This window comes from Roseburia sp. CLA-AA-H209, assembly GCF_020687575.1.
Taxonomy (GTDB): Bacteria; Bacillota; Clostridia; order Lachnospirales; family Lachnospiraceae; genus Roseburia_C; species Roseburia_C amylophila.
The window spans coordinates 126,195-149,934 of the sequence record NZ_JAJEQU010000001.1 but is presented as its reverse complement, the minus strand read 5'-3'; the positions used below and the strand labels follow the sequence as shown (position 1 = coordinate 149,934).

At 40.1% G+C, this 23,740-nt stretch carries 23 protein-coding genes; 21 read left to right on the top strand and 2 right to left on the bottom strand.

Annotated features, from left to right (window positions below):
* Positions 1-11: 11 nt before the first annotated feature.
* From LKD41_RS00785 to LKD41_RS00760, 6 genes are all read left to right on the top strand, one after another.
* Entirely contained in the window at positions 12-1,400 is a 1,389-nt protein-coding gene (locus LKD41_RS00785; protein ID WP_227700120.1) for an FtsW/RodA/SpoVE family cell cycle protein, read from the top strand.
* The gene (locus tag LKD41_RS00780) at positions 1,324-2,802 is read left to right on the top strand and encodes a peptidoglycan D,D-transpeptidase FtsI family protein (RefSeq protein WP_227700119.1); all 1,479 of its coding nucleotides are present in this window, start codon (positions 1,324-1,326) and stop codon (positions 2,800-2,802) included. Before LKD41_RS00785 ends, LKD41_RS00780 begins: the two co-directional genes overlap by 77 nt.
* Positions 2,803-2,935: 133 nt before the next feature.
* The gene (locus LKD41_RS00775; protein WP_022243760.1) at positions 2,936-3,388 is read left to right on the top strand and encodes an NUDIX hydrolase; all 453 of its coding nucleotides are present in this window, start codon (positions 2,936-2,938) and stop codon (positions 3,386-3,388) included.
* Between the two features lie 44 nt (positions 3,389-3,432).
* Complete coding sequence (locus LKD41_RS00770) at positions 3,433-3,774, top strand: hypothetical protein (protein ID WP_227700118.1); 342 nt, start codon at positions 3,433-3,435, stop codon at positions 3,772-3,774.
* Positions 3,775-3,776: 2 nt separating this feature from the next.
* Complete coding sequence (locus LKD41_RS00765; protein ID WP_227700117.1) at positions 3,777-4,745, top strand: hypothetical protein; 969 nt, start codon at positions 3,777-3,779, stop codon at positions 4,743-4,745.
* 36 nt (positions 4,746-4,781) lie between these two features.
* Positions 4,782-5,228 carry a GerW family sporulation protein gene (locus LKD41_RS00760; protein ID WP_022243763.1) on the top strand — a complete coding sequence of 149 codons (447 nt, stop codon included), beginning with the start codon at positions 4,782-4,784 and terminating at the stop codon, positions 5,226-5,228.
* Positions 5,229-5,663: 435 nt separating this feature from the next.
* Here the strand turns inward: LKD41_RS00760 and rpmB are convergent, their stop codons facing one another.
* A complete protein-coding gene (gene rpmB / locus LKD41_RS00755) occupies positions 5,664-5,849 on the bottom strand; it encodes a 50S ribosomal protein L28 (protein ID WP_117698403.1) in 186 nt (61 codons plus the stop codon).
* A 222-nt stretch (positions 5,850-6,071) separates the two neighbouring features.
* Between rpmB and LKD41_RS00750 the strand changes: the two genes are divergently transcribed.
* From LKD41_RS00750 to recG, 3 genes are read left to right on the top strand one after another with little or no spacing between them, the layout of a single operon-like run.
* On the top strand, positions 6,072-6,431 hold the full coding sequence (locus tag LKD41_RS00750) for an Asp23/Gls24 family envelope stress response protein (RefSeq protein ID WP_022243764.1): 360 nt from the start codon (positions 6,072-6,074) through the stop codon (positions 6,429-6,431).
* A gap of 15 nt (positions 6,432-6,446) precedes the next feature.
* Positions 6,447-8,123, top strand: coding sequence for a DAK2 domain-containing protein (locus LKD41_RS00745; protein WP_227700116.1), 1,677 nt, complete (start codon positions 6,447-6,449; stop codon positions 8,121-8,123).
* 11 nt (positions 8,124-8,134) lie between these two features.
* Positions 8,135-10,195 (top strand): ATP-dependent DNA helicase RecG, encoded by a 2,061-nt coding sequence (gene recG, locus LKD41_RS00740; protein WP_227700115.1) that lies wholly within the window; start codon positions 8,135-8,137, stop codon positions 10,193-10,195.
* 163 nt (positions 10,196-10,358) lie between these two features.
* On the opposite strand, the gene LKD41_RS00735 is transcribed toward recG, so the two are convergent.
* Positions 10,359-10,562 (bottom strand): alpha/beta-type small acid-soluble spore protein, encoded by a 204-nt coding sequence (locus LKD41_RS00735; protein ID WP_022243767.1) that lies wholly within the window; start codon positions 10,560-10,562, stop codon positions 10,359-10,361.
* A gap of 186 nt (positions 10,563-10,748) precedes the next feature.
* Between LKD41_RS00735 and LKD41_RS00730 the strand changes: the two genes are divergently transcribed.
* The 12 genes from LKD41_RS00730 (at position 10,749) to LKD41_RS00675 (ending at position 23,736) form a co-directional block, all read left to right on the top strand.
* Positions 10,749-12,131: an isopropylmalate/homocitrate/citramalate synthase gene (locus LKD41_RS00730; RefSeq protein WP_022243768.1), complete on the top strand. Its 1,383-nt coding sequence runs from the start codon at positions 10,749-10,751 to the stop codon at positions 12,129-12,131.
* A 17-nt stretch (positions 12,132-12,148) separates the two neighbouring features.
* Positions 12,149-12,808, top strand: a complete 660-nt coding sequence (locus tag LKD41_RS00725) for a GntR family transcriptional regulator (RefSeq protein WP_117698399.1) — start codon at positions 12,149-12,151, stop codon at positions 12,806-12,808.
* A gap of 18 nt (positions 12,809-12,826) precedes the next feature.
* Positions 12,827-14,035, top strand: a complete 1,209-nt coding sequence (locus LKD41_RS00720; RefSeq protein ID WP_227700114.1) for an NADP-dependent isocitrate dehydrogenase — start codon at positions 12,827-12,829, stop codon at positions 14,033-14,035.
* 114 nt (positions 14,036-14,149) lie between these two features.
* Positions 14,150-16,138: a ribosomal protection-like ABC-F family protein gene (abc-f, locus tag LKD41_RS00715; RefSeq protein WP_227700113.1), complete on the top strand. Its 1,989-nt coding sequence runs from the start codon at positions 14,150-14,152 to the stop codon at positions 16,136-16,138.
* 77 nt (positions 16,139-16,215) lie between these two features.
* A complete protein-coding gene (locus LKD41_RS00710; protein ID WP_022243772.1) occupies positions 16,216-16,866 on the top strand; it encodes a redox-sensing transcriptional repressor Rex in 651 nt (216 codons plus the stop codon).
* 11 nt (positions 16,867-16,877) lie between these two features.
* On the top strand, positions 16,878-17,531 hold the full coding sequence (locus LKD41_RS00705; RefSeq protein ID WP_117946931.1) for a hypothetical protein: 654 nt from the start codon (positions 16,878-16,880) through the stop codon (positions 17,529-17,531).
* Positions 17,532-17,534: 3 nt separating this feature from the next.
* A complete protein-coding gene (locus tag LKD41_RS00700; protein WP_227700112.1) occupies positions 17,535-19,022 on the top strand; it encodes an NAD(P)H-hydrate dehydratase in 1,488 nt (495 codons plus the stop codon).
* A 21-nt stretch (positions 19,023-19,043) separates the two neighbouring features.
* Positions 19,044-20,213, top strand: coding sequence for an alanine racemase (alr, locus tag LKD41_RS00695; RefSeq protein WP_227700111.1), 1,170 nt, complete (start codon positions 19,044-19,046; stop codon positions 20,211-20,213).
* Between the two features lie 64 nt (positions 20,214-20,277).
* Positions 20,278-20,625 (top strand): type II toxin-antitoxin system PemK/MazF family toxin, encoded by a 348-nt coding sequence (locus LKD41_RS00690; RefSeq protein ID WP_022243776.1) that lies wholly within the window; start codon positions 20,278-20,280, stop codon positions 20,623-20,625.
* A gap of 66 nt (positions 20,626-20,691) precedes the next feature.
* Positions 20,692-21,600, top strand: coding sequence for a hemolysin family protein (locus LKD41_RS00685; protein WP_022243777.1), 909 nt, complete (start codon positions 20,692-20,694; stop codon positions 21,598-21,600).
* Between the two features lie 33 nt (positions 21,601-21,633).
* Positions 21,634-22,362, top strand: a complete 729-nt coding sequence (locus LKD41_RS00680; protein WP_022243778.1) for a YebC/PmpR family DNA-binding transcriptional regulator — start codon at positions 21,634-21,636, stop codon at positions 22,360-22,362.
* Between the two features lie 90 nt (positions 22,363-22,452).
* Positions 22,453-23,736 (top strand): O-acetylhomoserine aminocarboxypropyltransferase/cysteine synthase family protein, encoded by a 1,284-nt coding sequence (locus LKD41_RS00675; protein ID WP_022243779.1) that lies wholly within the window; start codon positions 22,453-22,455, stop codon positions 23,734-23,736.
* Positions 23,737-23,740 lie beyond the last annotated feature (4 nt).

The following is a 23,740-nucleotide window of genomic DNA, read 5'->3' as shown; positions in this document are numbered from 1 at the left end:
CAGAGGTATTTATGGTTCATTTGATTGTGGAATTATCAAAATATGCACTGATTATTCTGTTTTCTGTGTATACATATGAATGTTTTTCGGTATTCCGGAATATATCAGAACGAAAACAGGAAAAGAAATTTAAACGGCAGGCAAGGATTTTGTATGCGATTCATTTTACGGCATATGTAGTCATATTTGCGGTGACAGAGGATGCATATACTTTTATTTTTTATCTGGCGCAGATAATTCTTCTTGTTGTGGTACGGAATGTGTACAAATTATGTTATCCGAAGGCTTCAAGACTTTTGGTTAATAATATGTGTATGCTTATGATTATCGGGTTTATTATTCTGACCCGCCTGAATTTTGGACATGCTATCAAGCAGTTTGCGATTGCAGCGGTATCCTGTGTGATTTCCCTTGTGATTCCGGTGATGATACGGAGGATGGAATTTTTCAGGAATCTTACCTGGATTTATGCGGCAATCGGTATTGTGGGACTTGGTATTGTATGTATCGCAGGAAGCACCAGCTATGGAGCAAAGATTTCCTTTACCATAGCAGGAATTACGGTACAGCCGTCTGAATTTATTAAAATTCTTTTTGTGTTTTTTGTGGCTGCCATGTATCATAAATCAACGGAATTCCGTCAGGTGGTAATTACCACTTTGATTGCAGCACTGCATGTATTGATTCTGGTATTATCCCGGGATTTAGGTGGCGCATTGATTTTCTTTGTGGCTTATATGGCAATGCTTTATGTGGCAACGAGAAAACCACTCTATTTTGCCGGTGGACTGCTGGCGGGAAGTGTAGCGGCAGTAATTGCCTATAAATTATTTAATCATGTCAGAGTCCGTGTGGTGGCATGGAAAACACCACTAAAAGTAATTGACAAAGAGGGCTATCAGATCTGCCAGTCGCTTTTTGCAATCGGGACCGGAGGCTTTTTCGGTCTGGGGTTATATCAGGGCATGCCAAATAAAATTCCGGTAGTAGAGCAGGATTTTATTTTTGCAGCAATTTCAGAAGAACTGGGTGGAATGTTTGCTCTGTGTCTGATTTTGGTCTGTGTAAGCTGTTTCCTGATGTTTTTAAATATTGCCATGCAGTTAAAGGATTCCTTTTATAAGCTGGTGGCACTTGGACTTGGAACGATTTACGGATTTCAGGTATTCTTAACCATTGGCGGAGTAACAAAATTTATTCCATCCACCGGAGTAACCCTTCCGTTAGTCAGCTATGGAGGAAGCTCCATGTTAAGTACATTGATTATATTTGGCATTATTCAGGGATTATATATTTTGCGGGAAGACGAAGGAGTGTCACATAATGAAAAAGGAGAATATAAATCAGCAAAAAAGAAAGCAAAATCGGGATTTGAAACAGAAGTCAGGGACCTCAGTTAGTAAGAATAAAGAATTTGCAGTGATTACTTATTTTTTCCTTGCTATCTTTATCTGCCTGATGGGATATATGGTATATTTTCAGACGGTAAAAAGCGAAGATTTTATCAATAGTCCATATAATAGCAGACAGGATACTTTTGCAGACCGTGTGGTCAGAGGAAAGATTATGTCAGCAGATGGCAAAGTTTTGGCCGAGACCGTAGTGGATGCTGCCGGTAATGAAACCCGGAAATATCCTTATGGTAATATGTATGCGCATGTGGTCGGTTTTTCCACCAATGGAAAGTCAGGTATTGAATCCAATATGAACTTTAATCTTTTACGTTCCCATTCTTTTGTATTAGAGCGTATGTTTAACGAGATTAAAGATGAAAAAAGCATGGGAGACAATGTGGTTACCACGTTGGATTCCACTTTGCAGGAAACTGCATATCAGGCATTGGGTAATTATGATGGTGCAGTTGTTGTGATGGAGCCTTCCACCGGAAAAGTGCTTGCCATGGTGTCCAAACCGGATTTTGACCCGAATACTATTGCGGCAGACTGGGATTCCATTATTTCAGAAGATAATAATAACTCGGTTCTTTTAAACCGGGCGACCCAGGGATTATATCCGCCTGGTTCTACTTTTAAAATAATTACAACTTTAGAATATATCCGGGAAAATCCGGATTATGAGAATTACAGTTATAGTTGTAACGGAAGTATTACAGAGAATGATTTTACAATACACTGTTATAATAATGCCGTGCATGGAACGCAGGATTTGAAGCAGTCCTTTGCAAATTCCTGTAATTCATCTTATGCCAATATCGGATTATCTTTGGACACAGATTCTCTTTCGGATCTTTGTTCAGATCTGATGTTTGATAAGACACTGCCGGGAAACTTTGAAACAAGTAAAAGTCAGTTTAAATTAACAGATGAATCCCCGGAAAGTATGAAAATGCAGACGGCAATCGGACAGGGAGAGACGCTGGTAACACCACTCCATATGTTATTGATTACCAGTGCAATTGCCAACGATGGAATTCTGATGAAACCTTATGTGGTAGACCATACGGAAAATGAAAATGGTATAGAAGTAAAGAAATATGAGCCGGCTGCAAGCAAGCAGCTTCTTTCGGAAAAAGAAGCAAAGACCATGCAGGAATTTATGGCAGGTGTAGTTGCAGATGGTACTGCATCCAAGTTAAATGGGCAGAGTTATACTGCATACGGCAAGACTGGCTCCGCAGAGTTTAATAACAATAAGGGAGAAAGCCATTCCTGGTTTGTTGGATATGCACACCGGGAGGATAAGGAAGATATTGCAGTTGTTGTAATTGCAGAAGGTGCAGGTGCAGGCAGTACCGTTGCAGTTCCAGCAGCAAAACAGGTTTTTGATGTATATTACAGATAAATGAAAACAGATAGGATGACATGCTGCGTCAGGAATCATCCGGGACTTCTGAAATGGATTGTTGCATCCTTATGAAAAAAGGGGTATACTGTTTGTTAAACAAAAGGTAGTGACCACATCAGGAGGTATTGCAATGATTGAAGCAACAAGTTGTGGTGGTGTGGTAATATTTCGGGGTAAGGTGCTTGTCCTTTATAAGAATTATAAGAATAAGTACGAAGGCTGGGTGCTTCCAAAGGGAACAGTAGAACCCGGGGAAGAATTCAAAGATACCGCAGCAAGAGAGGTATTGGAGGAAACGGGCGTAGATGCATCCATAATCAAATATGTCGGGAAGAGCCAGTATAGCTTTACTGTGCCAGAAGATACGGTGGAGAAACAGGTACATTGGTATCTGATGATGGCAGACAGTTATTACAGTAAGCCACAACGTGAAGAGTTCTTTGTAGATTCCGGATATTATAAATATCATGAAGCCTATCATCTTTTAAAATTTGCCAATGAGAAGCAGATTTTGGAAAAAGCTTATAATGAATATCTGGATTTGAAAAAGTGCAATCTGTGGGGAACCCACAAATATTATTAGAGCAGCCATCTGACTGCTTTTTTAAATCAGATATGAGGTGTAGCATGCATTGGTATTCTAATTTATATCTGGGAGAAAGGCTGAAAAATCAGGAAGCAAAGGTAAAAAGCAGAGTGGAGCGGAATGTGCCACAGCCGTCGCTTTATCTTCTGACCCTTCCGTCAAATGAAGAGAATCTTCTGGATATTATACCGGCAACAGATTTATTACAAAAGGCATATCCGAAGAAAGAACTTTTTATTATCGGTCTGGAAAAAGGATATGACGCAGCATTAGAGATGTCAGCAGCAATTGTGAATGATATTTATCATAAAACAGGAACATTTGAAGTGCGTAAATTTGTACTGAAACAGCAGACTTGTAAAAATACTGAAATGGAGACATGAGGATGACAGTGCTGTTATCTATTTTGAAAATCCTGGGCATAATATTATTATGCATATTAGGTTTACTGGTTTTACTTATCATGCTTTTGCTGTTTGCTCCGGTATCTTACCGGATTCGTGGAGAGACAAGGCAGGGACAGACTACGTTAAAAGTGCATGGAGCATGGTGTCTTATGGCTTTGCATTTTTCCTTTCTGATGGAGCAGGGAAAGCGGCTTGCAGTTTTAAAGATTTTTGGCATAAAAGCATGGAAGTATCCATCGGATGAAAAATCCAAAAAGAAATTAGAGAAAAAGAAAGTAAAGAAAAAGCCGAAAAAGAAATCCGGGGAAAAATCCCATAAGGAACCGGAAAAAGACTTAGTGCAGAAACGTCAGAAGCCGGAAGAGCAAACAGCACCGGCGATTGAAAAAAAGATAGATGTAACGGGGCTGGAAGAACAGAATCCACCGGCTGCAGTGCAAGAAGAACAGACGGAAAAACAGTATAAACAGAAACGCCATAAGAAGACATATAAGAAAAAGTTTGTTTCCGTATTTGGTAAAATCAGCAAGACAATACGCTCGATAGTAGAAAAGATAAAAGCAATTCCGCAGAAATTTAAAAATATCGGCAGTAAAATAAAAAAAGTGAATCAGTGGATACAGGATGAGCAGAATAGAAGTGCCGTTCGGTTTGTCCTGGGTGATGTAATAGGGCTGTTAAAAAAATACGGACCAAAGCATATGAAGGCAGATGTTGCTTATGGTATGGAAGATCCGGCAGCCACAGGACAGGTTTTAGCAGTGCTCAGCGTATTACCATTTTTATATTATGATAAGGTATCTATTATGCCGGATTTTGAGGCAGAACGTTTTTATATCGAAGGCAGCTGGGATATAAAGGGACGGATACAGGTGATTCATTTATTAAAGGCTGCAATTCAAATCTGGAGAAATCCGGATGTGAAACACTTTATAAAGCAATTTTAACAGAATCAATACGAAGTAGAATCAGGAGGAATTATTATGTCAGACAGTAATAACACATTTCGCAATACGGTAGAATCTTTATTCAAAGGAATGGACAGCTTCATTACAACCAAGACGGTTGTAGGAGATGCCATTCATATCGGAGATACCATCATTCTTCCATTAGTGGATGTATCCTTTGGTGTAGGCGCAGGTGCATTTTCACAGGAGAAGAAGAACAACGGAGCAGGAGGAATGGGTGGAAAGATTACACCGAGTGCGGTTCTTGTCATTCAGAATGGCACCACCAAGCTTGTAAATATTAAGAATCAGGATGGAGTGACCAAGATTCTTGATATGGTACCAGATTTCGTAAATAAGTTTGCATCCAGGGGAAAGAAGGATGAGGCAGCAACTGCAAAGTTAGATGAAGAATCCAAGAAAGCAGCAGAGTCTGAGATGAATGAAATTTTGTCTGATGCAGTAAATAAGGATGAAGAATAAGAACAGTATAGAATAGTAACAGAAGAACGTACAGCGTGCTAAGTGAAAAAGAAGGGCATATACTATAATGGTATATGTCTTTTTGATTGGAGAAAAAACATGAAACGCTTGATGGGGTATTCCTTTTTCATGGTGGGATTTGGTATGTTTTTTATGTTTATTATTCCAAGTGACGTGATTGGGATTATTATTATATTGATATTGCTGTTGATAGGGTATAATCTTTTCTGCTGTAAGTAATAGGAAAGCAATTTTCTGTAAAAGAACAAAGAATGTGCCTTGGCACATTCTCGCGCCTGCGGCGGTCGCTTGCGACAACTACCTTATACGCCGCAGTGTGCATCCTCGCGGAGCGTTTTTACTTTACAGGAAAGCAATTTCCTGTAAAGTAAAAAAAGGACTGTCCAGAAGAACAGTCCAAATAGAAAATGCTAATTAAGCTCTTTCAACGGATCCGGATCTTAAACAGGAAGTACATACGTACATTCTTTTTGGAGTTCCGTTTACTTTACATTTTACAGATTTGATGTTTGATTTCCACATTCTATTAGATCTTCTATGAGAATGGCTCACATTGTTACCGAAATGAGCGCCTTTTCCACAAACTGCACATTTTGCCATGATAGCACCTCCTTTAAATTCTTCACTAAGCCTGTTATGACACAAGCTCACAACAAAGCTATCTTAACAGAAATACAGACAGAATGCAAGAAAAAAATTGCATTTTTTGAAAATAAAGAAAAATACTGTTTCTTTTTTCAGAAAAAGAGGTTATAATATAGTTCATGTTATGTATATACTGGCGGAAATGCGAGAAGATTAATTTTAATTGGAGGTTATAGAATGACAGGTAAAATGGAAAACGAATTAGGTAAAGTCGTAATTGATAATGAAGTAATTGCAACCTATGCCGGTTCTGTTGCAGTTGAGTGCTTTGGCATTGTGGGAATGGCTGCAGTTAATATGAAAGATGGCCTGGTTAAATTATTAAAGAGAGATTATCTGACACATGGTATAAATGTGGATGTGGATGAAAATAATAAAATTACAATTGATTTCCATGTAATTGTTGCCTATGGCGTAAGTATTGAGACAGTAGCAGACAATCTGATTCATACGGTAAAATATAAAGTGGAAGAGTTTACCGGAATGCAGATTAAGAAAGTCAACATTTTAGTTGAAGGCGTCAGAGTGATTGATTAAGGAGGAACTGTTGAAGTGGAAGTAAGTACAATAAACGCTGCGGTATTTGCTAAAATGTTTTTGGCCGGAGCAAAGAATCTCGAAGCAAAGAAAGAGTGGATTAACGAACTGAATGTTTTCCCTGTACCGGATGGAGATACAGGAACCAATATGTCTATGACAATTATGTCAGCAGCAAAGGCAGTAAGCGAGCTTGAAAATCCGACTATGAAGGAACTTGCAAAGGCAATTTCCTCGGGTTCATTAAGAGGAGCAAGAGGAAACTCAGGAGTTATCCTTTCCCAGTTATTCCGTGGATTTACCAAGGTGATTGCAGAATATGATGAGCTTGATGTAGTGATTCTGACAGAAGCTATGCAGAAGGCTGTTGAGACTGCATATAAGGCAGTTATGAAACCAAAGGAAGGAACGATTCTTACTGTTGCTAAGGGGGCAGCCAACAAAGCATTAGAACTTTGTGATGATACCGATGATATTGTATTCTTTGTAGATGAAGTTATTAAAGAAGCAGACCATGTGTTAAGCAAGACACCGGATATGCTTCCTGTATTAAAACAGGCTGGCGTAGTAGATTCCGGCGGACAGGGACTGGTTCAGGTATTAAAGGGCGGTTATGATTCCCTGATTGGCAAAGAAATTGATTACAGCATTGAAGGTTCTGCAGCATCTGCAGGTGTTATGAAGATTACTGCTGAGACAGAAGCTGATATTAAGTTTGGTTATTGTACCGAATTTATCATTGTATTAAATCAGCCATTAACAGAGAAGCAGGAGCATGAATATAAAAACTTCTTAGAGTCCATTGGTGATTCTATCGTTGTTGTGGCAGATGATGAGATTGTGAAAACCCATGTACATACCAATGACCCTGGTCTTGCCCTTCAGGAAGCATTGAAACATGGTTCATTAAGCAAAATCAAGATTGATAATATGCGTGAAGAACATCAAGAAAAATTAATCAAGGATGCTGAGAAACTCGCAAAAGAGCAGAAAGAGGAAGAAACCAAAGAAGAAAAGACAGAGGGACCAAGAAAAGAAATGGGCTTCATTTCCGTATCCATTGGTGCCGGTGTCAATGAAATCTTCAACGGACTTGGCGTGGATTATATCATCGAAGGTGGTCAGACCATGAACCCAAGTACCGAGGATATGTTAAATGCCATCGACCATGTGAATGCAGATAACATCTTTATTCTTCCAAATAATAAGAATATTGTACTGGCTGCAAATCAGGCAGCATCTTTAGTAGAAGATAAGAAGATTATTGTTATTCCAACCAAGACAATTCCACAGGGAATTACAGCACTGATTAACTTTATTCCGGATCAGTCGGCAGAGGAAAATGCAGAGCGTATGACCGAGGAATTAGAAAATGTAAAGACCGGTCAGGTAACTTATGCAGTCCGTGATACCGTAATCGATGACAAAGAGATTAAACAGGGCGATTATATGGGAATTGGCGACAAGAGCATCCTTGCTGTTGGTAAGGATATCAAGAGCACTACAGAAGATATGGTTGCTGAGATGGTAGATGAAGAATCTGCGATTATCTGTATCTATTATGGTGAAGAAGTAACAGAAGAAGATGCCAATGCATTAGGTGCTGCTTTAGAAGAGAAGTATCCGGAGGTAGAAGTGGAGATTCACTTTGGCGGACAGCCGATTTACTATTATGTAATATCAGTAGAGTAACAGGAGTGTTTATGGACAGAAATGCACCCATTCAGGAATTGAATGGAGTTGGACCAAAAACTGAAAAAATATTGCAAAAACTTGGAGTATATACCGTTGGGGATATACTCCTTGCTTTTCCAAGGGATTATAAGCGGATGCCGGAGCCAGAGCATATCAGTGTGGCCGAGCTGGAGAAAGTCTATGCTTTTCATGTACGGCTTTGTTCTTTGCCGGTAACGAGAAATACCAGAGCCATGCAGATATCTACTGCACAGTTTAGCGATGGAACAGGGAAAGTAGAGGCGGTCTGGTTTCGGATGCCCTATATCTGTAATCAGCTGAACCGGGAACCGGAAGTAATATTATATGGAAAGCTGACCTTAAAAAATAAGAAATATGTCATGGAACAGCCGGCAGTGTGGAAGCCGGATGAATACAGGAAAATGCAGATATCCCTGCAACCGGTATATCCTCTGACTAAGGGAATATCCAGCAAGCAGTTTGGTAAACTTGTACGTACAGCCCTTGACAGTGTAAAAGAAGATGGTGAATATATTCCGGAAGAAATCTTAGCCCGCCATCAGTTTATGGGATTGAGAGAGGCATTGGAAAAAGTACATTTTCCAACAGATTTAGAAGAACTGACTGGAGCAAGAAAACGTCTTGCTTTTGACGAATTTTTCTTATTTCTGCTACAGATACAGCGGTTTAAGGAACATCATGAGCAGACGCCAAATGGATTTCCGGTAGTAAGGGATGAGTTTATTGAAGTGGTGGCAGAACAGCTTCCGTTTCCACTGACAAATGCCCAGAAGAAAACACTGGAAGATATGGAAAAAGATATATACAGTCCTTATGCCATGCAGCGGTTGATACAGGGGGATGTAGGCTCCGGTAAGACCATTCTTGCATTCCTTATTATGGCAAAATTTGCTCATGAAGGTTATCAGACTGCTATTATGGCACCAACTGAGGTTCTGGCAAGACAACATTATGACACTTTTCAGAAATGGATTGCCATGTTTGAACTGGACTTTCCTGTTATTCTTCTTACCGGTTCGTTGACTACAAAGGAAAAACGTGAAGCATATGCGAGAATGGAAACAGAACAGAATGCCATGATAATTGGAACCCATGCATTGATACAGGAAAAGGCACTTTATCAGAAGCTGGCGCTGGTAGTAACGGATGAACAGCATCGTTTCGGGGTAAGACAGAGGGAGACACTGGCAGATAAGAGCAGCCGGCTGCCACATGTACTGGTTATGAGTGCGACTCCGATTCCGAGAACCCTTGCAATAATTCTTTACGGAGATCTGGACATCTCGGTAGTAGATGAGCTTCCGGCAGAACGTCTTCCGGTCAAAAATTGTGTCGTTGGACCGAAAATGCGGGAGAAATCCTGGAATTTTATTTTAGATGAAGTTCAAAAAGGACATCAGGCATATATTATCTGTCCTCTGGTAGAAGCCAATGAGGAATTGGAATTGCAGGATGTTACTTCATATGTAAAGAAATTAGAACAATATTATGGAGACAGAATCAGCGTAGGATTACTTCATGGAAAAATGCGTCCGGCAGAGAAGAATAAAGTAATGGAAGCCTTTGTCACTGGTGAAATCCAGGTTCTGGTTTCTACAACGGTAGTGGAAGTAGGTGTGAATGTGCCGAATGCCACTGTTATGATGATTGAAGATGCACAGCGTTTCGGGCTGGCACAGCTCCATCAGCTGCGGGGACGTGTCGGAAGAGGAAATGCACAATCCTATTGTATTCTTATGAATTCTTCCAATGGAAAGAATGCCAAAGAGAGATTGAATATTCTGGCGGGCTCTAATGATGGATTCTATATTGCCAGTGAAGATTTGAAAATGCGTGGACCAGGAGATTTCTTCGGGGTACGTCAGAGTGGTTTGATGGAATTTAAAATTGCAGATGTCTTTTCGGATGCCGATATGCTTTCTATTGCATCCGAAGAAGCAAAAGAATATGTCGAAAAGTGTAACTTAAACGATTGCCAAAAAGACATGAGACTCGAAAAAACACTGAAAAATGCGTACAAAATGACAGAATACAACATAAATTTTTAGAAAGTTTTGAAAAATTAAGGAACGAATTGTGAAAAGTTTACGAAAATGTTAAGTGAAATGCTTCCATTGAGGCCGCCCGGGCAGGAGAACAGGGAAAGGGGCTGTTCACCGATTCCGGTGGACAGCCTCTTTTGACATCTAAGCGGGCAATGAAAAAGATGTGTTAACGTTCAGCCATCTGCTTTTCCTGCGCCTCAATCATTTTCTTTACCATATAACCGCCTACGGAACCATTCTGACGGGAAGTTAAATCCCCATTATATCCCTCAGACAGTGGTACACCTAACTCACTTGCAACTTCGAATTTGAAACGGTTTAATGCACTTTGTGCTTCTGGAACAGAAGATTTTTTCGAACGATTAGACATAGTAAATTTCCTCCTTAGCATTTGTATATAACCGAATGGTTACAATACTATTATCTACCGATAAAAAAGGATAATACTAATAAATATTCACTTTTTTGGAATAATCTTGAAAAAGCTCTTGACACATACAAGTATAATTGTATACAATTATTCAAGAATATTTGTGAATCAAAAGGAGTGTGTTCCATGAGAGAAGTCGTTATGAATGAAAAAACTAATCTATTACAGTTGGAAGAGCATTTTTATCAGCTTGTAGATGTTGAGGAACCGAATGTATTCCGCAATCTTTTTCCATATGAGGAAATTCCGAAAATTGCATTTAATGACAGAATCGTTCCGCATAATATGCCGGAGGATATCTGGATTACTGATACAACATTCCGTGATGGTCAGCAGTCAAGAGCACCATATACCACAGAACAGATTGTAACCATCTATGATTACTTACATAAATTAGGCGGACCAAAGGGTAAAATTCGTCAGAGCGAGTTCTTCTTATATAGCAAGAAGGATCGTGATGCCGTATATAAATGCTTAGAGCGTGGTTATAAATTCCCGGAAGTCACCAGCTGGATCCGTGCCAGCAAACAGGATTTCCAGCTGGTAAAAGATTTGGGACTGCGTGAAACCGGTATTTTGGTAAGCTGCTCCGATTATCATATTTTCTATAAAATGAAAATGACCAGAAGCGAAGTTATGAATCTTTACTTAAGTGTGATTCGTGAATGCTTAGAGACTGGAATCAGTCCAAGATGTCATTTGGAGGATATTACACGTTCTGATATTTACGGATTTGTAATTCCGTTCTGCTTAGAGCTGATGAAGTTAATGAAAGAATACAATATTCCGATTAAGATTCGTGCCTGCGATACCATGGGATATGGTGTAAACTTCCCGGGAGCAGTAATTCCGCGAAGTGTACCGGGTATCATTTACGGACTTACCACACATGCAGGAGTTCCTTCTGAATTAATTGAATGGCATGGACACAATGATTTCTATAAAGCAGTCAATAACTCGACCACAGCATGGCTTTACGGTGCATCCGGCGTAAACTGTTCCTTATTTGGTATTGGTGAGAGAACCGGTAACACACCTCTGGAAGCAATGGTATTTGAATATGCGCAGTTAAAGGGTACCCTGGATGGAATGGATACCAGAGTTATCACAGAACTGGCAGAATATTATGAGAAGGAATTGAATTATAAGGTTCCAAGCCGTACACCGTTTGTCGGAAGTAATTTTAACGTTACAAGAGCAGGTATCCATGCAGACGGACTTTTGAAAAATGAAGAAATTTATAACATTTTTGATACCGAAAAATTCTTAAATCGTCCGGCACTGGTATCTGTTTCCAATACATCAGGACTTGCTGGAATTGCACACTGGATTAATACCTATTACCGTCTCAGTGATGACCGTAAAGTAGATAAGAATTCGGAACTGGTAAAGACCATCAAACAATGGGTAGACGAGCAGTATGATGAGGGACGTGTAACTGTAATTACAGATAACGAACTTGTAGTACAGATAACTGACTGTTGTAAAAAACTCGGAATTGTATTATAAATTAAGGAGGCTTTATCGTGGGTGAAGAAGGATATTCTTTAAGCGGAAGAGTATTTCATACGATTCGTGAAAATATTTTATCCGGAAAATACAAGTGCGATGAAGAATTGAAAGAAAAAACCCTGGGTGATGAACTTGGTGTCAGCCGTACGCCGGTAAGAGAAGCCTTAAGGCAGCTTGAACTGGAAGGGCTTGTCAGAATCATTCCAAACCGCGGAGCATTCGTAGAGGGAATTACGAAAGAAGACGTAAAAGATATCTATGAAATCCGTGCACGGCTGGAGGGACTTTGCACAAAGTGGGCGGCAGACAGAATTACCAAGGAGCAGATAGCGGAATTGGAAGAAAACATTTTTCTGGTGGAATTTCATGCTAAGAAGGAAAATTATGCACAGATATTGGAGCTGGATAATAAGTTTCATGAGGTGCTTTATGAAGCTTCCGGAAGCAAAATGTTAAAGCATGAATTGTCTGCATTTCATCATTATGTGGAAAGAGTTCGAAAAATCACTTTGTCAATGCCGGATCGTGTGGTAAAATCAAATGATGAACATAAAAAGATTGTAGAAGCATTGAAACAGCACAATGCAAAAGAAGCAGAACTGCTTGCGACAAGTCATATGTTAAATACCATTGAAAATATGGATAATTATGGCTGGGACAATCTGCTGAAATAGTAAATGGAGGATAGAAAGATGGACAAAATTAAAATGACTACCCCTTTGGTTGAGATGGACGGAGACGAAATGACAAGAATCCTTTGGAAAATAATTAAGGATGAACTGTTATTACCATTTATTGATTTGAACACAGAATATTATGACCTGGGTCTCGAACATCGTAATGAAACGGATGACCAGGTAACTGTAGATTCTGCAAATGCAACAAAGAAATACGGTGTTGCAGTAAAATGCGCTACCATTACACCAAATGCAGCACGTATGACTGAGTACAACTTAAAGGAAATGTGGAAGAGTCCGAATGGAACTATCCGTGCAATGTTAGATGGAACAGTATTCCGTGCACCAATCGTTGTAAAGGGAATTGAGCCATGTGTTAAGAACTGGAAGAAGCCGATTACCATTGCAAGACATGCTTACGGTGATGTATACAAGGCTTCTGAAATGAAGATTCCGGGACCGGGAAAATGTGAACTGGTTTATACAGCAGAGGACGGAACAGAAACAAGAGAGCTGATTCATAACTTTACCGGAGCAGGTGTTGTCCAGGGACAGCATAACTTAAATGATTCTATCGAAAGCTTTGCAAGAAGCTGCTTTAGCTATGCACTTTCTACCAGACAGGATTTATGGTTTGCAACCAAGGATACCATTTCCAAAAAATATGACCATACTTTCAAAGATATTTTCCAGGAAATCTTTGATGCAGAATATAAAGAAAAATTCGGAGAAGCAGGAATTACCTACTTCTATACCTTAATCGATGATGCGGTAGCCCGTGTGATGAAAGCAGAGGGCGGCTTTATCTGGGCATGTAAGAACTATGATGGAGATGTTATGAGTGATATGGTATCATCTGCATTTGGTTCCCTTGCCATGATGACTTCCGTACTGGTATCACCGGCAGGATATTATGAATATGAAGCTGCACACGGAACAGTTCAGCGTCACTATTATAAACACCTCAAGGGAGAAGAAACATCCACCAACTCCGTAGCAACTATTTTTGCATGGACCGGAGCACTCCGTAAGAGAGGTGAATTAGATGGCAACCAGGAGTTAAGCACATTTGCCGATAAACTGGAAAAAGCCTGTGTAGATACGATTGAATCCGGAAAGATGACCAAAGACCTTGCGCTGATTACTACAATTGAAAATCCGACTGTATTAAACAGTGAAGACTTTATCAAGGCAATCCGTGCTACATTAGAGAAAATGTTATAAATTTTATACTCCGGGAGGGCAGAATAGTGTGCCGTCCCGGAATTTTCAGCTATAAAAAGCCCTTGTAAAGAATGCTTTACTTATGGGGTGAAGAGAAAAAGTGAGGAGACTTCCATGATTTTAGCCTGTCAGAATATCAGTAAATCCTTTGGGACAGACACCATAATACAGAATGTTTCTTTTCATGTAGAAGATAATGAGAAAACAGCAATTGTCGGCATCAATGGTGCCGGCAAATCTACGTTATTGAAAATTATAGTGGGAGAGCTGGCACCGGACAGTGGCGAGGTAACCGTTGCAAAAGGAAAAACTATCGGTTATCTTGCCCAGTATCAGGATAAAGACAGCAACGAGACCATTTATAATGAAGTGCTTCATGCCTGCGATGCATTAATCGAAAAAGAAGAAAAGCTTCGTAAAATGGAAGAAGACATGCAGCATGTAAGCGCAGATGAATTAGAGAAATATATGGAGCAGTATAACCGTTTCAGCCATGCCTTTGAATTAGAGGGCGGACTGACTTTTCGCAGTGAGATAAACGGTGTGTTAAAGGGACTTGGTTTTTCGGAAAATGATTTCGGAAAGAAAATGTCAGAGTTATCCGGAGGACAGAAGACCAGAGTGGCATTAGGCAGACTTCTGGTAACCAAGCCTGACATTATCATGCTCGACGAGCCGACCAACCACCTTGATATGGCATCGATTGCATGGCTTGAAAACTATCTTTTGAATTATAAAGGAGCCGTAATTATCGTAGCCCATGACCGTTATTTCTTAGACCGGATTGTTACGAAGGTAGTGGAAATATCCCGCCATACGGCAACGGTATTTCCGGGAAATTATACCGCATATGCGAGGCAGAAGGAAATACAGCGGGAAAGTCTTTTGCGACAGTATTATAACCAGCAGCGGGAAATCAAGCACCAGGAAGAAGTAATATCCAAGTTAAAATCCTTTAACCGGGAAAAGTCCATTAAGCGTGCGGAAAGCCGTGAGAAGGCATTGGATAAAATAGAACGTATTGAGAAGCCAATCGATGAAAAAACAGATATGCATATTACATTGGAGCCGGAAATTACCAGTGGAAATGATGTACTTTCGGTGAAAGGACTTTCAAAATCTTATGAGCATAAACTGTTTTCAAATATTGATTTTCAGATTAAACGAGGGGAAAAAGTTGCCTTAATCGGAAATAACGGTACCGGGAAAACCACCATTTTAAAGATAATCAATGGAATTGTAGACGCAGATGCCGGGGAGATAAAGCTTGGAAGCAATGTGGAAATCGGATATTACGATCAGGAGCATCAGAACTTAGACCCGGATAAGACGTTATTTGATGAAATTGCAGATGCTTATCCGAATCTGAAGGCAACGAAGATTCGAAATGTGTTAGCGGCATTTTTATTTACGGATGATGATGTGTTTAAGCGGATTCGTGATATCAGTGGTGGAGAAAGAGGTCGTGTTTCACTGGCAAAACTGATGTTATCCAATGCGAACTTCTTAATTTTAGACGAGCCGACCAACCACCTTGATATTATGTCAAAGGAAATTTTAGAGTCAGCCATCAATTCCTATACCGGAACGGTGCTTTATGTATCCCATGACCGTTATTTTATTAATAAAACTGCCAGCAGAATTCTTGATTTAAAGAATGAAACAATTCTAAATTATATTGGAAATTATGATTATTATCTGGAGAAAAAGGAAGTTCAGGAGTTAGCGGCGTTTGGCACAGCTACACAGGATCGTGCAGACAATTCAGCAGCAAAAGGAAATGTCATTGTTTCCGATGGAACTGGAGAAAATAAGGGAACAGAGCAGATATCCGGCGGAGGAAAACAGAAGTTAAGCTGGGAAGAAATGAAGAAACAGCAGGCAGCAAAACGTAAGCTGGAAAACGAATTAAAGCGTACAGAAGATGAAATTGCTAAGAGAGAGGCAAAGATAGAAGCATTAAATGATGAATTGTCAAAGCCGGAGGTAGCATCAAATTCCTATGAATTAAACAAAATCCATGAGGAGCAGATGCAGGAAGAGGCAGCGCTGGAAGAACTCTATGCAAAATGGGAAGAATTAAGTTTACAGAAAGATTGTTAAAGTTGTAACACATTGACATCCTTTCGGCAAGAAACTATAATTATTGTAGGGTATTGAGAGCAGGAGGAACTGGCAGAATGAGCAAAGAAATATCACAGGCAGTAATTCGTAGAATGCCAAGATATTACCGATATCTGGGGGAACTTTTAGATGAAGGGGTAGAACGTATTTCATCGAATGAACTGAGTGCAAGAATGAAAGTGACCGCATCACAGATCAGACAGGATTTAAATAATTTTGGTGGTTTTGGACAGCAGGGATATGGGTACAATGTACAATTTCTGTATGAAGAAATCGGAAAGATTATGGGATTAAATGAACAGCATAATATTATTATTATTGGAGCTGGTAACTTAGGACAGGCGCTTGCTAATTATGTGAAGTTTGAAAAACTCGGTTTCGTCATAGTAGGATTGTTTGACGTGAATCCGGAGTTATGCGGAAAATCCATTCGTGGCAATAAAATCGAAATGATTGATAAACTGGAAGAATTTGTAAAGACACATAAGGTAGATATTGCTACACTGACTATGCCGAAAGAAAAGGCAGATGCTGTGGCAAACCAGCTGGTAAGCCTTGGTGTACATGCAATCTGGAATTTTGCCCATGTGGATCTGGAAGTGTTGGATGAAAATGTTGTAGTGGAAAATGTACATTTATCAGACAGCCTGATGCAGTTATCCTATAATATGACAAAGAACAAAAGGAAAAAGGAAACGCTGGAATAGAGGTGTTTTGCATGAAAGATGACAAGGAATTTCTGGAAGCATTAGAAAGCAGAAAAGTACCAATACTTGTATTGGATCAGAAATGGCACAGGCTTTTTGCTTTAAGCGGAAAAACCAGTGAAATCAAGCAGCTGGAAGAAAAGTTAAATCAGTTGTTAGAACAGCAGGGAAAGCTTAATAATGATTTGAAAGAACTGAAAAAGACAAAGAATCGGTTGATGAAAAGCATTGTTGTCAACATGGAAGGAACTCATGAGGAAAATGAGGGGGATATTTCTTCCAGAAAATTAGATGAAGACAAGAGACTGATTGATGAAGTCAATGTCAAAATGGAAGAAATTGAGGATGAATTAATTGAACTTCCACGAAATATAAACAGTGCAAATCAGGAACTTATGTTAGAAAGCATGCGTTACTGCTATGAGAGACTAAGACAGAACAGCAAAGAAGCAGATGAAATTACGGCCTGGATTGATAAGGTAAGGGTAGAACTTAAGAAAAATATCATCAAAAAACAGAACCGTGAAATCAACAACCGGCAGATTTATTCTTATATGCATGATATTTTTGGTGTGGATATTTTAAATATATTTGATCTGCGGCAGGAAGATGAAGACCGTCTGCAGGGAAAAAAAGCGGTGGAAAATGCGGACGAAAGGAATTAATTTATGGAATATCTTGTAAATTCCCGGGAAATGAAAACATGTGATACCAATACAATTGAACATTTTAAAGTGCCATCCATGGTTCTGATGGAGCGGGCAGCACTTTCTGCGATAGAAGTAATACAGGAAAAAGAAATTTCATGTAACCGCGTGCTGGTAGTGTGTGGAACCGGAAATAACGGCGGCGATGGTATGGCAATTGCAAGATTGTTATACTTATCCCACATTCCGGTTGAAGTATATCTCTATGGAAATAAAACGCATTTTTCAAAGCAGGCAAAAGAACAGTATGAAATCCTGGCATCATATGGTGTACCATTTATTGATGAAATGGAGGATGCAAATTCCTACAGCCTGATTATTGATGCGTTATTTGGTATAGGATTATCACGAAAATTAGATGATGAACTGGTGCACTTGATGGAACGGCTAAACCAGAGCAGTGCCCACCGGCTGGCAGTGGATATACCATCCGGTGTCTCGGCAGATAATGGAGCTGTATTGGGTGGTGCATTCAAAGCAGATGATACCGTAACCTTTGCTTACTGCAAGACCGGAATGGTGTTATTTCCTGGTGCAGAATACTGCGGAAATATTACGGTTAAGGATATCGGAATTGGAGAAGAAAGCTGGTTAGATAAAAGACCTGCAGCTTATGCAATCACAAAGGAAGATTTAAATTTTTTAAATAATCGTGCTGCTGATTCGAACAAGGGAACCTTTGGAAAAGTCCTTCTGGTTGCCGGAAGTGTGAATATGGCAGGTGCGGCGGTTCTTGCAGCAAAGGCAGCTTATCGCAGTGGCTGTGGTCTGGTGAGAATATATACACCGGAAGAAAACCGTATTATCTTACAGACAGCAGTGCCGGAGGCAATTCTTACTACCTATTCTGCAAAAAAGGCTGATACACAGCAACTGATAGAATGTCTGTCCTGGGCAGATGTTATTATTTTAGGACCTGGAATTGGCAAAAGTGATGTGGCACACAGTATTGTAAAGACGGTACTTAAGAATGCGGCAGTACCAATGGTAGTAGATGCCGATGCATTAAATATCATAGCAGAGCAGACCGAACAGCTTCTTCGCCCGCATACAGAACTGGTATTAACGCCACATCTGGGGGAAATGTCCCGGTTAAAACAGCTTGCCGTTTCCTATATCAAAGAAAATATTGAGCAGGTTGCGGAAGATTTCGCAAGGGAATATAATGTAATCTGTGTTTTGAAAGACAGCAGAACGGTAACGGCAATTCCTTATGGGAAAACATTTATTAACCGGAACGGTAACAGCGGAATGGCGACTGCGGGAAGTGGTGATGTACTGAGCGGAATTATTGGAAGTCTGATGGCGCAGGGCTTATCTGCAGAGCAGGCGGCACCGCTTGGGGTATATGTACATGCGGCGGCAGCAGATGAACGGAGCAAAACAGTTTCAAAGCATGGACTGACTGCAGGCGAAATTATAAACGGATTATCCGATGTGTTGTCATAATAATAATTTGAGGTGAATGAAATGAAAAAATATAGCAGGGTATATGCCAGCGTGAATCTGGATGCGGCCATTGAGAATATGGAGGCAATGCACCGGCTTTTAAAGAAAGATACCAGCATGTTTGCGGTAATTAAAACAGATGGATACGGACATGGTGCAACGGAACTTGCCCGTGTATTAGAGCCGCTTCCGTATCTCCATGGCTTCTGTGTGGCCACAGTGGAAGAAGGCGTAATTTTAAGAAATCATGGAATTAAGAAGCCGATTCTGATTCTTGGTTTTGCATTCCCGGATGAATATGAGATTATTGTAGAACAGAAATTAGAGCCTGCTGTATTTACGTATGATATGGCAGTTGCACTTTCTGAAGCTGCAACAAAGAAAAATCAGGATGTGGCAATTCACATTGCAGTGGATACTGGAATGAGCCGGATTGGTTATCAGGTGGAAAAAGAAAATGCAGGAGAGATAGCGCAAATCAGTAAGCTGCCACATATAATAATGGAGGGGATTTTTACCCACTTTGCAAGGGCAGATGAAAAGGACAAAACGGGTGCCCATAAGCAGCTTGAACTGTTTCAGAAAATGATTGCAATGTGCAAAGAAGAAGGCGTTATTTTCCATCATGCACACTGTTCAAACAGTGCAGGAATTATTGATTTGCCGGAAGCAAATATGGACATTGTAAGAGCGGGAATTACATTATACGGACTCTGGCCATCGGATGAAGTGCAAAAAGACAGACTGCCAATGCACCCGTTAATGGAATTAAAGAGTCATGTTTCTTATGTAAAGACACTGCCGGCTGGAAGGGAAATCAGCTATGGTGGAACCTATACCACAACCAGAGAGACGAAGGTGGCAACGATTCCGGTCGGTTATGGAGACGGTTATCCGAGAACTTTATCTAACAAAGGTTCTGTACTGATTCAGGGAAAAAGAGTACCGATTCTTGGCAGAGTCTGCATGGATCAGTTTATGGTGGATGTTACTGATGTGCCGGATGTTGTCGTTGGAACAGAGGTAACACTTCTTGGCAGAGACGGCGATGAAATCATTACAGCGGAAGAAATCGGGGATTTATCCGGCAGATTCAATTATGAATTTGTCTGCTGTCTTGGCAAACGTATTCCAAGAATCTATTTCGAAAACAACAAAGAAGTAGAACAGAAAGATTATTTTCAGGATTAGAACAGTATACACTCGATAAAATTGGTAATACTTTCAGTAAAACCTATTCTATGGAGTGTATATTATGATTATCAGACGAGGAGATATCTATTATGCGGATTTAAGACCGGTAGTAGGCTCGGAACAGGGCGGAATCAGACCGGTTCTGATTATACAGAATGATGTAGGAAACCGGCACAGTCCTACGGTTATCTGTGCCGCAATCACATCACAGATGAATAAAGCGAAGCTGCCGACCCATGTGGAGCTGTCCTGTCATGAATATGACATTGTAAAAGATTCGGTTATTTTATTGGAACAGCTTCGTACCATTGACAAGACACGATTAAAAGATAAGGTGTGTCATCTGGATGGAAAAATTCTGTCGAAAATCGATAAAGCACTGAAGATTAGTCTGGAATTATATACATAACTTGACTATTTTTGCCTAAAATGTTATATTTTTCAGAAATATGTATAAAAAGGAGAGTATTCAAAAATGGATGACGGAGGGAGTCCGAATACAGGATTTTTTAAAAAAATTTTTCATAAACTTCCATTCAAAGATTCCGAGGATGTAACAGAGGAAGAAATTATTTCCATGGTAAATGAAGGCCATGAGCAGGGAGTCCTTCGGGAAAATGAAGCGGAGATGATACATAATATCTTTGAATTTGGTGATAAAGAAGCCGGTGATATTATGACACACCGTAAAAACATTTCTGCACTGGATGGAAATGACATTTTTGAAGATGTAATCACTCTGGTGATAGACAGCCATTATTCGAGAATGCCGGTATACTCTGATACCATAGACAATATTATCGGAGTATTACATATCAAAGAGACCTTATCCTACAGCAGACAACCGGAGCTTTTAAAGAAGCCGATTAAGGAAATTGACGGGTTAATCCGTCCGGTGGATTTCATACCGGAGACACGCAACATCAATGCATTGTTTCAGGAGATGCAGTCGGCAAAAGAGCATATGGTAATTGTTGTGGATGAATATGGTCAGACAGCCGGACTGGTCACCATGGAGGATATCTTAGAGGAAATTGTCGGAAATATTTTAGATGAACATGATGAGGAAGATACCTATATAGAGAAGAAACCGGACGGAACATTTGTAATGAATGGAATGACACCGTTAGAGGAAGTAGGGGAAGCACTGAATCTTGATTTTGAAGATGAGGATTATGACACCTTAAATGGCCTTCTGATTTCGCTTATTGATAAAATTCCATCGGAGCACGAAGTCTTTGAAGTAAAATACAAAGGCTATATTTTCGAAGTACTTTCCGTGGAAGATAAGATGATAAAATATGTACATGTTGTTCCAGAAAGGTCAGAATCTGCCGAGTCTGACACTGCGACTTGTCAGCAGGATGAAAAAATGGTAGAATAATACACGAAATACGGATAGAAAAGAGGATTTATTATGTCAGGACATTCCAAGTTTGCCAATATCAAACATAAGAAAGAGAAAAATGATGCGGCAAAAGGAAAAATATTTACAATTATAGGACGTGAAATTGCAATTGCGGTAAAAGAGGGTGGAGCAGACCCTGCTAACAACAGTAAATTAAGAGACGTAATTGCAAAAGCAAAGGCGAATAATATGCCAAACGATACCATCGAGCGTGGTATTAAAAAAGCAGCCGGAGACGGTGATTCCGTAAATTATGTACAGGTTACTTATGAAGGATACGGTCCAAGCGGAACTGCAATTATTGTAGACGCATTAACCGATAACAAGAACCGTACCGCTGCAAATGTAAGGAATGCATTTACAAAGGGACAGGGAAATATCGGAACACAGGGCTGTGTATCTTACCTTTTTGACCAGAAGGGTCAGATTATCATTGCCAAGGAAGACTGCGATATGGATGCAGACGATTTGATGATGATGGCATTGGATGCCGGAGCAGAGGATTTCTCAGAAGAGGAAGACAGCTTTGAAGTAATTACAGCACCGGATGATTTCAGTGCAGTACGTGAAGCTTTGGAAGCAGAAAATATTCCAATGGCAAGTGCTGAGGTTACCATGATTCCTCAGACTTATGTTTCTTTAACAGACGAGAAAGATATTACCAATATCCAGAGAATCCTAGATCTTCTGGATGAAGATGATGATGTACAGGAAGTATATCACAACTGGGAGGAATAAAACTGATACCTGCATTTATCAGAGACAATGATAGATAGATGCAGGTATTTTCTAATAATATATTACATATGGTATAAAGGAGAAGGAAAGATGGAAGAGAATTATCAGATTGAGACAAAATGTATTCAGTCTGGCTGGAAACCAACCAAGGGGGAACCGAGAGTATTACCGATTTACCAGAGCACTACATTTAAGTATGATACCAGTGACCAGATGGGACGGTTATTTGATTTAGAGGAAGCCGGATATTTTTATACGAGACTTCAGAATCCGACCAATGATGCAGTAGCTGCAAAGATTGCAGATTTAGAGGGCGGTATAGCAGCAATGCTGACCTCATCCGGACAGGCAGCCAACTATTTTGCAGTATTTAATATCTGTGAAGCAGGAGACCATATTGTGGCATCCAGCTCCTTATATGGTGGAACCTTTAATCTGCTGGGAACCACACTTAAGAAACAGGGAATTTCCTGTACCTTTGTGGATCCGGATGCATCGGAAGAAGAGCTTTCAGCGGCATTTTTACCAAATACCAAGGCGGTGATTGCGGAGACCTTATCTAATCCATCCCTTGTAGTACTTGATATTGAGAAGTTTGCACATGTTGCCCATGCACATGGGGTACCACTTATCGTAGATAATACATTTGCAACACCGATTAACTGCAGACCTTTTGAATGGGGAGCAGATATCGTAACTCATTCTACTACCAAGTATATGGACGGACATGCCATGGCAGTGGGTGGATGTATCGTTGACAGTGGTAATTTTGATTGGGAGAAATATAAGGATAAATATCCGGGACTGACACAGCCGGATGAATCTTATCATGGAATTGTATACACTCAGAAATTTGGTAAGCTGGCTTATATCGAAAAAGCAACAGCACAGCTTATGCGTGACCTTGGTTCCATTCCATCCCCGATGAATTCCTTCTTACTGAATGTCGGGCTGGAAACTTTACATTTAAGAGTGCCAAGACATTGTGAAAATGCCCAGAAGGTAGCAGAATATTTAAATGCAAATGATAAAGTGGCATGGGTAGACTATCCGGGCTTAAGGGATAACAAATATCATGCACTGGCAGAAAAATATATGCCAAATGGCACCTGTGGTGTTATTGCATTTGGCTTAAAGGGTGGTAGGGAAGTATCCGTATCCTTTATGGATCATCTGAAATTAGCTGCAATTGTAACACATGTAGCAGATTCCAGAACCTGTGTCCTGCATCCTGCCAGCCATACACATCGTCAGATGACAGATGAGCAGTTAATTGAAGCAGGTGTAGCACCGGATTTAATCCGGCTTTCCGTTGGAACAGAAAATGTAAAAGACATCATTGCAGACCTGGAACAGGCATTGGAGAATGTTTAAGCAG